This window comes from Mesorhizobium sp. LSHC420B00 (assembly GCF_000503055.1).
Lineage (GTDB): Bacteria > Pseudomonadota > Alphaproteobacteria > Rhizobiales > Rhizobiaceae > Mesorhizobium.
Genome location: NZ_AYVY01000013.1, coordinates 62,733 through 76,354, shown reverse-complemented (window position 1 = coordinate 76,354; position 13,622 = coordinate 62,733). Strand labels below are relative to the sequence as shown.

General features: G+C 62.9%; 8 protein-coding genes and 1 pseudogene. 7 read left to right on the top strand and 2 right to left on the bottom strand.

Translation table 11 applies throughout. From position 1 onward, the window contains the following. The first annotated feature begins 90 nt into the window (after window positions 1-90). The 4 genes from X760_RS58510 to X760_RS58495 all read left to right on the top strand — a co-directional run bounded on the left by X760_RS58510 (window position 91) and on the right by X760_RS58495 (window position 3,545). Complete coding sequence (locus X760_RS58510; protein ID WP_023719959.1) at window positions 91-1,257, top strand: isobutyryl-CoA dehydrogenase; 1,167 nt, start codon at window positions 91-93, stop codon at window positions 1,255-1,257. Window positions 1,258-1,329: 72 nt separating this feature from the next. Continuing rightward, the gene (locus X760_RS58505) at window positions 1,330-1,698 is read left to right on the top strand and encodes a four helix bundle protein (protein ID WP_023719958.1); all 369 of its coding nucleotides are present in this window, start codon (window positions 1,330-1,332) and stop codon (window positions 1,696-1,698) included. A 62-nt stretch (window positions 1,699-1,760) separates the two neighbouring features. Further along, window positions 1,761-2,645 (top strand): 3-hydroxyisobutyrate dehydrogenase, encoded by an 885-nt coding sequence (mmsB, locus tag X760_RS58500; RefSeq protein WP_023719957.1) that lies wholly within the window; start codon window positions 1,761-1,763, stop codon window positions 2,643-2,645. Between the two features lie 486 nt (window positions 2,646-3,131). Next, window positions 3,132-3,545 (top strand): VOC family protein, encoded by a 414-nt coding sequence (locus X760_RS58495; RefSeq protein WP_156948098.1) that lies wholly within the window; start codon window positions 3,132-3,134, stop codon window positions 3,543-3,545. A gap of 111 nt (window positions 3,546-3,656) precedes the next feature. On the opposite strand, the gene X760_RS58490 is transcribed toward X760_RS58495, so the two are convergent. Continuing rightward, entirely contained in the window at window positions 3,657-5,036 is a 1,380-nt protein-coding gene (locus X760_RS58490; RefSeq protein WP_023719955.1) for an aspartate aminotransferase family protein, read from the bottom strand. A 240-nt stretch (window positions 5,037-5,276) separates the two neighbouring features. Continuing rightward, window positions 5,277-7,346: a prolyl oligopeptidase family protein gene (locus tag X760_RS58485; RefSeq protein WP_023719953.1), complete on the bottom strand. Its 2,070-nt coding sequence runs from the start codon at window positions 7,344-7,346 to the stop codon at window positions 5,277-5,279. Window positions 7,347-8,790: 1,444 nt separating this feature from the next. On the opposite strand from X760_RS58485, the gene X760_RS58475 reads away from it, so the two are divergent. The 3 genes and pseudogenes from X760_RS58475 to X760_RS58465 all read left to right on the top strand — a co-directional run bounded on the left by X760_RS58475 (window position 8,791) and on the right by X760_RS58465 (window position 13,577). Continuing rightward, complete coding sequence (locus X760_RS58475) at window positions 8,791-10,368, top strand: trimethylamine methyltransferase family protein (RefSeq protein ID WP_023719951.1); 1,578 nt, start codon at window positions 8,791-8,793, stop codon at window positions 10,366-10,368. Between the two features lie 154 nt (window positions 10,369-10,522). Next, entirely contained in the window at window positions 10,523-10,984 is a 462-nt protein-coding gene (locus X760_RS58470; RefSeq protein ID WP_051409687.1) for a DUF559 domain-containing protein, read from the top strand. Then, window positions 10,981-13,577: pseudogene (locus X760_RS58465) on the top strand (FAD-dependent oxidoreductase). The gene X760_RS58470 and the pseudogene X760_RS58465 overlap by 4 nt, the downstream one beginning before the upstream one ends. Window positions 13,578-13,622: the final 45 nt, after the last annotated feature.

Sequence of the window (13,622 nt, the reverse complement as noted above, 5' to 3'; positions counted from 1 at the left end):
GGTTGCGCGGCGGCATCATTGGTCTAGATTGGACGGCGCGCAAAGCCAAAAACGACAGGCCAGCAGGCCGGAAACATCAGGGAGCACGCCATGGACGCCGCTGTCGATGCGGGCACCAGCCAGTTCGAACTCAACGAGGACCAGCGCGCCATCCAAGAGATGGCCGAGGCCTTCGCCGCCGATCGTGTGGCGCCGAACGCACTCGACTGGGATCGCAACAAATATTTCCCCGCCGACGTGATCCGCGAGACCGGCCCGCTCGGCCTTGGCGGCATCTATGTCCGCGACGATGTCGGCGGCTCGGGGCTCGGCCGGCTCGACGCCGTGCTGATCTTCGAGGCGCTTTCGCGTGCCGATCCGGCGTTTTCCGCCTTCATCTCGATCCACAACATGGCAGCATCGATGATCGACCGCTTCGGCAGCGACGAGCAGCGCCGGCGCTTCCTGCCCAAACTGACCTCGATGGAATGGCTGGCAAGCTACTGCCTGACCGAGCCGGGCTCGGGCTCGGATGCGGCGGCGCTGAAGACGCGCGCGGTCAAAAGCGGCAGTGACTATGTGCTGAACGGCGCCAAGCAGTTCATCTCCGGTGCCGGCGACAGCGACCTCTATGTCGTCATGGCGCGCACCGGCGCCGACGGGCCGAAAGGCATTTCCACCTTCGTCGTGTCGAACGATGCGCCCGGCCTTTCCTTCGGCGCCAACGAACACAAGATGGGCTGGCACATGCAGTCGACCCGCCAGGTCGTCTTCGAGGACTGCAAGGTGCCGGCGGAAAACCTTTTGTCGGCAGAAGGCGCCGGCTTCGGCATCGCCATGGCCGGGCTCGACGGCGGCCGCTTGAACATCGCCGCCTGTTCGCTCGGCGGCGCGCAATCGGCACTCGACAAGGCTCTCGCCTACACCGCCGAGCGCAAGGCCTTCGGCTCGAAGATCAACCAGTTCCAGGCGCTGCAGTTCAAGCTCGCCGACATGGAGACCGAATTGCAGGCAGCACGCATCTTCCTCTACACCGCCGCCTCGAAGCTCGACCGCAAGGCGCCGGATGCCGGAAAATGGTCGGCGATGGCCAAGCGCTTCGTCACCGACACCGGCTTCAACGTCGCCAATGACGCCCTGCAGCTGCATGGCGGCTATGGCTATCTGCACGATTACGGCATCGAGAAGCTGGTACGGGACCTGCGCGTCCACCAGATCCTCGAAGGCACCAACGAGATCATGCGCGTCATCATCGCTCGCGCGCTGATCGGACGGTAAGGCAGTAGGCAGTAGGCAGTAGGCAGTAGGCAGTAGGCAGTAGGCAGTAGGCAGTAGGCAGTAGGCAGGAAGATGACCGGCAAGATCAATTCGTACAAGGATCTTATCGTATGGCAGCAGGCGATGGATCTGGCCGTCACCACCTACTCCTTGACCAAGGCATGGCCAAAAGAAGAATTGTATGGGTTGACCAGCCAAATTCGCCGCTCAGCAACCTCTATTCCTGCAAACATCGCGGAAGGTTATGGTCGAGACAACAGAGGCTCCTATCAGCAATTTCTCAGGATAGCCCAAGGATCGTTGAAGGAGTTCGAGACACACCTTCAGATCGCTGAACGCATTGGCCTTGCCACGCATGACCAAGCTTATCACGTACTGTTAGCGACCGAGGGCATCGGAAAAATGCTTCGCCAACTTATTAGCAAACTTGCGCCCGAATAGGTCGCCTACTGCCTACTGCCTACTGCCTACTGCCTGCCTTACCCAAACCGCGGAGTGCCATTATGACCACCATCGCCTTCATCGGCCTCGGCAATATGGGAAATCCGATGGCCGCCAACCTGGTCAAGGCCGGGTATGCCGTGCACGGCTTCGACCTGGTGCCGGAAAACCTCGTCATCGCCAGGGAGCACGGCGTCGTCATCATGGCCAATGCCGTTGCGGCGGTAAAGGATGCCGATGCGGTCATCACCATGCTGCCGGCCGGCAAGCATGTGCTGTCGGTTTACGCAGACATCGCGGCCAAGGCGAAAAAAGGCGCGTTGTTCATCGATTCCTCGACCATCGACGTCGAGTCGGCGCGAAAGGCCCATGCCACCGCGGCCAAGCACGGATTGCTGACGATCGACGCGCCGGTCTCCGGCGGGACGGGCGGTGCGGCGGCCGGCACGCTGACCTTCATGGCCGGCGGTTCGAAGGACGCCTTCGCCAAGGCCGAACCGATCCTCAAGCCAATGGCCGGCCGCATCGTTCATTGCGGCGACGACGGCGCCGGGCAGGCGGCGAAGATCTGCAACAACATGATTTTGGGCATTTCGATGATCGGCGTTGCCGAGGCCTTCGTGCTGGCGGAAAAGCTCGGCCTGTCGCACCAGGCGCTGTTCGACGTCGCCTCGACCTCGTCCGGCCAGTGCTGGTCGCTGACCACTTACTGCCCGGTGCCCGGCCCTGTGCCGACATCGCCCGCCAACAATGGCTATAAGCCCGGGTTTGCAGCGGCACTGATGCTGAAGGACCTGAAACTGTCGCAGGAGGCCGCACAGAGCGTCGGTGCGGCAACGCCGCTCGGCGCCGAGGCAGCCCAGCTTTATGCGCTGTTCAACGCACAAGGCGATGCCGGCGCGGATTTTTCCGGCATCATCAATTTCCTGCGCGGTGACCCTGCGTAAGGTCAAATTTCATAGTTTTCGATCTGCCCAAAGCGGAAAGTCGGCAAATTTAGGTTTGCTTAAGCTCTTGCTAACCCTGCAGTAACGATGTGCGTTTAAAACGGATTGCGAGGCGGACATCCGCCCGGCGCTCCGGATCAGGTCTCGCGTACCGGAGCCCGTAAGTTTCGCCGTAAGTTTCGCAAGTGTATTGTTGGCGAAGCACCATGCGTATCTGGCAAAGCCGCGTTCCGATGGAGCGCGGTTTTTGCGTTTTCGCCATGTCGTCGGAGCTATATTCCGATTGCCGCGTCGCTGATGCGGCCCTTCGGTGCTGTCTCAGTTTGAATTTCCGCTCACGACCCCCACATGAATTTCGGCTCGCTACCATTTCCACCGAGCGGGCTCGAAAGCTTGAAGGCAACCCAGTTGCAGACATAGTCGCGAAGACTATTTCATTAGAGGCTATACGGCCGCACGAATCTCTTCACATATTGAGGTCCCGCAATGGCGCACGAGCCTCGAAAAAGACCATTATTCCGCAAGCTCGATAATCATCTATTGCGGGTGAGCGACCTCGATGCAGCCGTATCGTTCTATGGGGATCGTCTCGGTCATGCGCTCGTTTGGCGGGACGATGAAGCCGCCGGCTTTGCGCTGCCTGAAACCGATGCGGAGCTGGTTGTCCATCTTCATATCGGTCCCGAGACCGACATCCTGGTCGATAACGTGGACGACGCGTTTGAGGAATTCTTGGCCGCCGGCGGTGAGGCTGTGCAACCGCCATTCGAGATCGCGGTCGGGCGGTGCGCCCGTGTCCGCGATCCTTTCGGCAACATTGTTGTGATCTTGGACCAATCGAAAGGGATGTTGGTCACTGACGCGAAGGGGCACGTCATCGGTGTCAAGGCGGGCCAGTGATCACGCGTGGTCGTCGATACTGCCAACAGCCTCGCCTGGCGAACTCTTCGCCATAAAGCGGCATTCAAACTCCGGGCGCCCGATTACCGGACGCCCGGCGATCGTTCCATCTTACCGCTTGCGCAAATCTGCTTCGGCCAGGTCGAGCGCCCTGGCGATGCGGTCGCAGGCCATGTCGATCGTCTCGCGCGTCCAGATCAGCGGCGGCGACAGGATCATCGTGTCGCCGGTGGCGCGCAGCATCATGCCTTGGGCAAGGGCGTGGTCGCGAACCATCACCGCCGCGCTGCCGGCCGGCAGGAAGCGCTCCTTGGTCACCTTGTCCTTGACGATCTCGATCGCCCCCATCAGCCCGAACGAGCGCACCTCGCCAACCAGATCATGCCCACCGAAACGTTCCTGCAGCGCCCTGGCGAAGTAAGGCCCGGTGTCGTTCCTGACGCGCTCGACCAGGCCCTCGCGCTCGATGATCTCGAGGTTCTTCAGTGCCACCGCGCAGGCCACCGGATGCCCGGCATAGGTGTAGCCGTGATAGAATTCGCCGCCCTTTTCGACCAGCGTCGCCGCGATGCGGTCGCCGACAAGCAGCGCCGACAGCGGCTGATAGCCGGAGGTCAGCGCCTTGGCCGTGGTGATGGTGTCGGGCTCGACATCGAAGGCTTGTGCGGCGAACCACTCGCCGGTGCGGCCATAGCCGGTGATAACCTCGTCCAGCATCAGCAGGACATCGTATTTGCGGCAAATGCGCTGCACCTCCGGCCAGTAGCTCATCGGCGGGATCTTCACCCCGCCTGCCCCCATCACCGGCTCGCCGATGAAGGCGGCGACCTTATCGGCGCCAGCTTCGAGGATCGCGTCCTCGACCGCTTTTGCCGCGCGCAGGCCGAAATCATGGTCGCTTTCGCCGGGCAGTGCGAGCTCGTACGCATAGGGCATCATCACGTGGACGATGTTGGGCACGGCGCCGCCGAGCTGCTTGTGCATGAGATCCATGCCGCCGAGCGAGGCGCCGGCGATGGTCGAGCCGTGGTAGCCCATCTTGCGCGAGATGATGCGGTTCTTCTCGGGCCGGCCTTCCAGCACCCAGTAGTGGCGAACAACACGCAGCGCCGTGTCGTTGGCCTCCGAACCGGATGAGCCATAGAACATCTGGTTGATATGCTTCGGCGCGATCTCCGCCAGCTTCTTGGCGAGTAGAATCGGCGTCGGCGTCGAGCATTTGAAGAAGGAGTTGTAGTAGGGCAATTCCTTCATCTGGGCGTAGGCGGCGTCGGCCAGCTCGTCGCGGCCATAGCCGACATTGACACACCACAGCCCGGCCATGCCGTCGAGGATTTCCATCCCTTCGGAATCGTAGATGAACGGCCCGTTGGCGTGGGTGATAATGCGCGAGCCGGTCTCGCGCATCTCCTTGTGGTCGGTGAACGGATGAAGGTGATGCGCGGCATCAATCTGCTGAAGCTGCTTCAGCGAATAATTCTGGTAGGTCATGTCTGGTCTTTCCTCTTGAACCAATCCGGCAGCTTTCGCGCCGGGGCGGATTCGTTAGAGGACAGCGGGCGGCGAATAGCCGATACGGGCGCACAGCCGCAACAGCTCGGCGCGAAGCGTGCGCGGCGACGGCGTCACCGCCACCCCAAATGCGCACCCCGATTTCGCCAGCCTAGCCATGCATGTACCTTAGGCTGCCTCCAGCCCTCAGTTCAAGCCGTACCGGTCAAGCGATGTCGGTCAATTGGTGCCAGTCAGGGCCCGCTGCAGGAAGACGTACTTCATCGCCGCCTGTGCGGCCTGCGGCCGCCGATCGCCGCGCCCGCCATGCCCGCCCTCGGTCTCTTCGAAGAACAGCGTCTTGCCATGGCCCGCCGCCTGCAGCCGCGCCGCCATCTTGCGGGCATGGCCGGGATGGACGCGGTCGTCGGCAGTCGAGGTCGTCAGCAGTACCGGCGGATAGGCTGCATCCGTGTCTACATGCTGGTAGGGCGAATAGGAGGCGAGCCAGGCTGCCTCTTCCGGCTTCGCCGGATCGCCATACTCGGCCATCCATGACGCGCCGGGCGGCAGCTCGGTGTAACGCAGCATGTCGAGCAGCGGCACGTCGATGATCACCGCGCCGAACAATTCCGGGCGTTGCGTCAGCGAGACGCCAGTCAGCAAGCCCCCGTTCGAACCGCCCTGGATGCCCAGCGTGGCCGGTGTGGCGATGCCGCGTTTGACCAGATCTTGCGCCACCGCTGCGAAATCGTCGAATGCATTCTGGCGATTGGCCTTGAGCGCCGCCTGGTGCCAGTTCGGGCCGAACTCGCCGCCGCCGCGGATGTTGGCCTGCACATAGGCATTGCCCTTCTCCAGCCACAGCCTGCCGCGCACGCCGGCATAGCCGGGCAGCAGCGGCACTTCGAAGCCGCCATAGCCGTAAAGCAATGTCGGCACCGGCCCGTCCTGGTCGCGCCGCCTGACGACGAAGTACGGGATCATCGTGCCGTCCTTCGAGCGCGCCTCGAACTGTTCGGAGACCAGGGACGACGCATCGAAGCGCGCCGGCTGCGACTTCACCGTTGCCAGCGCCGCGGCATTATCGTCCGACCAGATGATCGAGCTCGGCGTCAGGAAATCGGTGAAGGAGAAGGAGACGCTGGAGCCGAAATGCTCGGCATGGCTGATGCCGACATTGCCGTTTTCGGGCAATGCAACGGGCTTGAACTCCCAGCCGCTGTCGCTGCGCTCGCCGGCGATGACCTTGCCGCGCACATTGTGCATCAAATTGATGAACAGCCGGGCCTGCGTGCGGGCGATGCCGGCGATCGAGACACGGTGCGCCGGCTCGAGCACGATATCGATGGATCCGAACAGACCGGTTTCGATCCAGCGCTCGAAATCGAGTGAATAGAGCCCGTCGGGCTTGCACAGCGTGCCGTCCGGCGCCGTCCACGGGGTACGCACGCCGAAGACAAGCTGGCCCTTGAACAGCGCCGTATCGGTGACGTCGTCCGGCAACGGGATGCGCCGGTTCTCGCCAGAAGGCAGCCGCAGGAAACTGTGCGAGGCGAAGAAGTCGAGCGTCCGGGCCAAGAAGACGTGGCGCCTGTCACCGTCGAATTCGACGGATCCGCCGGCGGCGAGATCCTGCTTCAGCGCCTCGAAGATCGGCATCGCCGCTTCCAGTGGCGTGCCGCGCCGCCAGAGCTTGACCACGCGCGGATAGCCGGACTGGGTCTTGTCGTCCTCCTCGAAGGCGGCGGAAACGATGACCGTGTCCTCGTCCAGCCAGCTGAAGTTCGATTTCGAGGCGGGAGCACGAAAGCCACCCTCGACGAAGGACCTGCTTTCGATATCGAATTCGCGCATCTCGCTGGCATCGCCGCCATCCGGCGACAGGCTGAGCAGGCAGCGGCTGAAATCGGGGTAAAGCCGGCTGGCGCCGCTGAACACCCATTTCACCCCCTCTTCCGCCGCCAGACTGTCGAAGTCAATGATCGTCTGCCAATCCGGCTTGTCGGTCTTGTAGGACGCGACGGTGGTGCGCCGCCAGAGGCCGAGTACGTTCGTGCGGTCCTGCCAGAAATTATAGACATGGCCGTTGATAGCGGCCCCGACGGCGATGTTATCCTCGGCCGTCATCAGGTCGAGCGCGGTCTGGAACGTTGCCTGGTAGGACGGGTCACCCTGCAATTCGGCGACAGTGATTTCATTCTGGCGATGAACCCAGTCGAGCGCTCGCTGGTCAGTCCTGCCCTCCAGCCAGAGGAAGGGATCTTCGGCCGCCGGATCCGGTTGGGCCTGGCTGTTCAATTTGGTCATGAGGTCTCCGGTTGAGTCGGGCGTCGGCATCGCCAAGATCGACACGGGGCCGCTAATATTCAAGTCATTGCGTCAGAACGGCGACTTCAGGCATTCACACCATCCGCCTTCGAATGACCGTTACAAGCCCCAGCGCCAGGCAAATGGCGCCAAGCGTGAGCGGCAGGCCGCCTGCGCCAACAACATCCATGGCGCCGCCCGCCAGCGGCGGCACGGCGATGCCGCCGACGCCCCACATCAGCGAAAAGGCGGCGTTGCCGGCGACCAGCGCCGAGCCGGTGAACCGCTCGCCGAGCTCGNTCCCTACACGACGCTCTTCCGATCTGACGCATGGCCATATGAGCGGCGTCTCGATGAGAACCGGCAACAGCACGCATCCGAGCACCGTCACCGCCACACAGATGAACCGCACCAGCCGCGCCGTCAGTCGTTCCGCCAACAGGCCGAGCGGCACCTGCATAGCGATGTTGCCGGCGATCATCACCGACAGCAGCGCCGACATGCGCGCTTCGGCGATGCCGTAATGCGTTCCGTAGACCGGCAGCAAGGCGAGCACTGCCTGTTCGAAACCGGCGGCCACCACGACCGCCGACAACAGCAGCCACGCCTGCGGCACGAATCCCAGCACCGAAACCCGGTGCCCGCTCTCGTCGACCCTCGGCAGCCGTGCCAGCACCGAGGCAAGGCAGGCGCCGCAAAACAGGAATGCGCCGATGCCGACCAGAAACGGCGGCCATCCCACGGTGCCGACCGCAAGCAGGCACAGCGGCCCCGCCGCAAAGCCCGCCGAAATGATCGTCGAATAGATGCCCATGACGCGGCCGCGGCGTGCTGGCGGCGCCAGTGCAATGACCCAGACTTCGCTCAGCACGTAGAGCGGGTTGGTGACCCCACCGATCAAAAAGCGCAGCGGAAACCACAGATAGACATTTTGCGTCCAGCCGATCAGCGCCAGCACCAGCGCGGAAAGTGCCGCGCAAGTAAGCGTGGTGCGCCCGGCCCCGAAACGGCGCGCCAGCGCTGGAACCAACGGCGAGGAGACGATGAAGCCGATCGGCGTCATTGCCGCCGACAGGCCGATCATGGCCGGCGAGACGCCCTGGCGCTGCAGGATGAAGCTCAACAGCGGGTAGCTCAGCCCTTGCGCAATGGCGAACACCGAGACAGTCGCGATCACGCCGGTGATCGCCGCCCATTGCACTGCCTCGCCGCTGTTCTGTTCCGCCCGGTCCATGATGCAGGATTAGCGTTTCGGTTCCGTCGCAGTAAGCACCGGCACCGAAAACCGCTTGCGCCAGCCGGAACGCGATCAAGAGGCTGACGATCCCGCCGGCTGCCCCCAGGGCATGTCGCTTCCCTCGTCCTAGTGGTCGCCGCCTCCGCAATGGCCGGACGGCCGGCAGTCCATTATGCCGCCGCATTGCCGCAGCGTACGAGGACTATCATGACCGCCGCCCTTCAGCCCGCCGAACCGGCACTGGCAAACGACCGCGCCCGTCGCGGCGGCCGCGCGGGGAAGCGTGCCGGCGGATCGGCGGTGTTCGAGCAGCCGCCGTTTCGCCAGTTGAAGAACCCGCTGACGCCGACCCGGCTGGTTTCCGACGACGAGCTGGAATCCATCCACCTCGCCTCTCTGCGGGTGCTGCGGGAAATCGGCGTCGACGTGCTGCATGACGAAGCCCGGCGCATCATGAAGGCGCATGGCGCCGATGTCCGCGAAGGCAGCGAGCGGGTGCGCTTCGACAGCGACATGATCCTGGAACTGGTTGCGCACTGCCCGCCGGAATTCACCATCCACGCCCGCAACCCGGCGCATAATGTGCGCTTCGGTGGCGATAATCTGATCATCTCGATGATGGCGTCGGCACCCAATTGCTCCGACGTCGACCGCGGCCGCCGGCCGGGCAACCAGCAGGACTACCGCAACTTTCTCAAGCTTGCGCAGATGCACAACATATTGAATTGCACGGGCGGTTATCCGGTCGAGCCGATCGACATCCATCCGTCCGTGCGACACCTCGAATGCATCCGTGACCTCGCCACGCTGACCGACAAAATGTTCCACATCTATTCGCTCGGCAAGGAGCGCAACGTCGACGGCATCGAGATCACCAGGATCGCACGTGGCATTAGCCACGAGCAACTGCTCGCAGAGCCGTCGGTATTCACCATCATCAACACCAATTCGCCGCTCAAGCTCGACGTGCCGATGATGGAAGGCATCATCCAGATGTCGAGCAAGGGTCAGGTGGTCGTCGTGACGCCGTTCACCCTGTCCGGCGCCATGGCACCGGTGACGATTGCCGGCGCGCTGGTGCAACAGAATGCCGAGGCGCTGTCCGGCATCGCCTTCGCGCAGATGGTGCGCAAGGGCGCTCCTGTCGGCTACGGCGGCTTCACCTCGAATGTCGACATGAAGTCCGGCGCGCCGGCCTTCGGGACGCCGGAATATATGAAGGCGCAGCTGGTCGGCGGGCAGCTCGCCCGCCGCTACAACATCCCCTACCGCACCTCCAACACCTGCGCCGCCAACACGATCGACGCGCAAGCTGCCTATGAAAGCGTGTTCTCGCTGTGGGGTGCCATCCAGGGCGGCGGCAATCTGATGATGCATGCCGCCGGCTGGCTCGAAGGCGGCCTGCGCTGCTCCTACGAAAAGACCATCCTCGATATAGACCTGTTGCAGATGGTCGCCGAGTTCCTGACGCCGCTCGATCTTTCCGACGAGGCGCTCGGTTTCGACGCCATCCAGTCGGTCGGCCCCGGCGGCCATTTCTTCGGCACCCAGCACACGCAGGACCGCTACAAGACCGCCTTCTATGCGCCTATCATTTCGGACTGGCGCAATTTCGAGAGTTGGGCGGAGGCCGGGTCGCCGACGGCGCTCGAAAAAGCCAATCGCGTCTGGAAGGAGCGGCTGGCCTCCTATGAAGAGCCTTATATGGACCCGGCGATCCGCGAGGAGCTCAATGCTTTCGTCGACAAGCGCCGGGCCGAAGGCGGCGCCCCGACCGATTTCTGATCATCTGATGAGTAGTCGACCCCCACTCCGTCGAGCTTCGCTCGACACCTCTCCCCCGATCGACGGGGTAGAGGAAGGGCGCGAAACGATTCCAGTTGGCGCCCTTCCTTTCCCCCCGGAGGGGGGAGAGGTGGCGCCCCGAAGCGGCGACGGAGTGGGGGAAGCCGTTCATGAAACGCGCAGCCGCCGCAAAACAGGCACAACCCAGCGAGCGCGTAGCCTGCGGCAAGCAGGCAATCAGGCCGAAGCACTGCTTTGGCCTGAACTAAAGGCGCGCAAGCTTGGCGGCTATCGCTTTACGCGTCAGTTCTCCATCGGCGCCTTTTTTGCAGACTTTGTCTGCCGCGAAAAATGGCTTGTTGTTGAAGTCGACGGACAACAGCACGCCGGCAGTTCATATGACCGCCGCCGCGATGATTTCATGCGCGCCCAAGACTACTCGATCCTGCGTCTTTGGAGCCATGACGTCCTGAAACATCGTACTTCCGTCTGTGAAACCATTCTTGCCGCGCTTGATGGCAGGCTGGCCGAAAACATCGCTGTATTCGATCTCCGCTTTGTTTTCGCGCCCCGCTCACTCGATTCAATCTCTTCAAAAACGGAACTATCTTCATGAAATCTCATGCAAAAGCGGTTGTTATCGGCGGCGGCGTCGTTGGCTGCTCGGTGCTCTATCATCTGGCCAAGGCCGGCTGGACCGACATCATGCTGATCGAGCGTTCGGAGCTCACCTCCGGCTCGTCCTGGCATGCGGCGGGCGGCTTTCATACGCTGAACGGCGATCCCAATGTCGCCAAGCTGCAGGCCTATACGGTGCAGCTTTACAAGGAGATCGAGGAGATTTCCGGCCAATCCTGCTCGCTGCACCTGACCGGCGGCGTCATGATGGCCGACACGCCCGAGCGCATGGACTTCCTTCGCCTCGCCCATGCCAAGGGCCGCTATCTCGGCATGGACACCGAACTGATCACGCCGTCCGAAGCCAAGGCGATGTTCCCGCTGATGGACGAGACGAATTTCGTCGGCGCTATGTGGGACCCAGTCGAGGGCCACCTCGACCCTTCCGGCACCACCCACGCCTATGCCAAAGCCGCCCGGAAGCTCGGCGCCGAGATCGTGCTGCGCAACCGCGTCGTCGAACTGACGCAGGAGGTCGACGGCACCTGGAACGTCGTCACCGAGCAAGGCACGATCAAAGCCGAGCATGTCGTCAACTGCGGCGGCCTGTGGGCGCGCGAGATCGGTCGCATGGTCGGCGTCGAGCTGCCGGTGCTGGCGATGGAGCACATGTATCTCCTGACCGAGCCGATGCCGGAAGTCGAGGAATTCAACAAGTCGACTGGGCGCGAGATGATCGGCGTGCTGGATTTCAAGGGCGAGATCTACACCCGCCAGGAACGCAACGGCATCCTNACGGCATCCTGCTCGGCACCTATGAAAAAGCCTGCAAGCCGTGGTCGCCGGTCAACACGCCATGGGATTTCGGCCACGAGCTGCTGCAGCCCGACATCGACCGCATCGCGCCGTCGCTCGAGATCGGCTTCAAGCATTTTCCCGGCATCGAGAAAGCCGGCATCAAGCAGATCATCAACGGCCCCTTCACCTTCGCGCTCGACGGCAACCCGCTCGTTGGCCCTGTGCAGGGCCTGACCAATTTCTGGTGCGCCTGCGCCGTCATGGCCGGCTTCAGCCAAGGCGGCGGCGTCGGCTTGGCGCTGTCGAACTGGATGGTCCATGGCGACCCCGGCTTCGACGTCTGGGGCATGGACGTTGCGCGCTTCGGCGAATGGGCAACGCTGCGCTATACCAACGCAAAGGTGCGCGAAAATTATTCGCGCCGTTTCTCCATCCGCTTTCCCAACGAGGAATTGCCGGCGGCAAGACCGGCGCAGACGACCCCGCTTTACGACACCATGCTCGCCAACAACGCCGTCATGGGCGACAGCTGGGGTCTCGAAACCCCGCTCTGGTTCGCGCCGAAAGGCTCGGAGCCGAAGGACATCGTGTCCTTCCACCGCTCGAATGATTTCGGCGCGATCGGCGAGGAAGTGTGCGCCACCCGCGAGAGGGTCGGCGTCACCGAGATCGCCAACTTCGCCAAATACGAAGTCTCCGGACCTGGGGCCGAGGATTTCCTCAACCGGCTGATGACCAACCGCATGCCGAAGACCGGCCGCATCGTGCTGACGCCGATGCTGAACGAGTTCGGCAGACTGATCGGCGACTTCACCATCGCCAAGGCGGGCGAAGAACGCTTCATGATCTGGGGTTCTTCGGCCGCGCAAAAATATCACATGCGCTGGTTCGAGAAGCATCTGCCGAAGGACGGTCCAAGGGCGTCGGAGGTGCGCATCCACCGCTTCGACCAGACGCTGGTTGGCCTCTCCATCGCCGGGCCGAAATCGCGCGACCTGCTGCAGAAACTGGTCGACGTCGACATCTCGACCAAGGCCTTCCGCTTCATGGATTTCCGCGAGATGGCGGTCGGCGGCGCGCCCTGCATGGTCAACCGCATCACCTACACCGGCGATCTCGGCTATGAGATCTGGATGGCGCCGGCCTATCAGCGTCTGGTCTACAAGGCGATCAAGGAGGCCGGCGAAGAGTTCGGACTTGTTGATTTCGGCATGCGCGCCCTGCTCTCGATGCGGCTTGAAAAGAACTTTCCGACCTGGTTCCGCGAGCTACGTCCGATCTACGGACCGTTCGAAGGTTCGATGGACCGCTTTATCAAGCTGGAGAAGAACGATTTCATCGGCCGCGAGGCAGCGGCCAAGGAACAGGCGGCAGGGCCGAAGCTGCGCCGCGTTTCCTTTATCGTCGATGCTGCGGATGCCGACGTCATGGGCGACGAGCCGATCTGGGCCAAGGTCGGCGACAAGGATTTCGGCACGGTAGAAAAGCCGCATGGCTATGGCGCGCCGCGCTTCGACGCGGGCGGCAAGGAAGTGCGCGGCTCGAACGCCGCTGAAGGCGCGTCTGCCGTGCGCGGTATTGTCGACGGCAACTGGCGCGTGGTCGGCTGGGTCACCTCCGGCGGCTATGCGCATTATGTCGAGAAGTCGATGGCGCAAGGCTACGTACCGGCAGTGCTTGCCGAAAACGAGAGCGCCGGGCTGTTCGAGATCGAGATCCTTGGACACCGGCGGTCGGCGCGCATCAACGTCGAGCCGCCCTTCGATCCGAGTGGCGAAAAGATGCGAACGTAGGTGCAGCCAGCCGGTCGCATTGTGCGGAGCACGCTCTTCATGCTA

Excerpts from the sequence above, each read along its gene's own strand:
- X760_RS58475 (WP_023719951.1), top strand. The coding sequence starts at position 8,791 with ATGACCGCCGCCCTTCAGCCCGCCGAACCGGCACTGGCAAACGACCGC.
- X760_RS58505 (WP_023719958.1), top strand. The coding sequence starts at position 1,330 with ATGACCGGCAAGATCAATTCGTACAAGGATCTTATCGTATGGCAGCAG.
- X760_RS58485 (WP_023719953.1), bottom strand. The coding sequence starts at position 7,346 with ATGACCAAATTGAACAGCCAGGCCCAACCGGATCCGGCGGCCGAAGAT.
- X760_RS58490 (WP_023719955.1), bottom strand. The coding sequence starts at position 5,036 with ATGACCTACCAGAATTATTCGCTGAAGCAGCTTCAGCAGATTGATGCC.
- X760_RS58495 (WP_156948098.1), top strand. The coding sequence starts at position 3,132 with ATGGCGCACGAGCCTCGAAAAAGACCATTATTCCGCAAGCTCGATAAT.
- X760_RS58510 (WP_023719959.1), top strand. The coding sequence starts at position 91 with ATGGACGCCGCTGTCGATGCGGGCACCAGCCAGTTCGAACTCAACGAG.
- mmsB (WP_023719957.1), top strand. The coding sequence starts at position 1,761 with ATGACCACCATCGCCTTCATCGGCCTCGGCAATATGGGAAATCCGATG.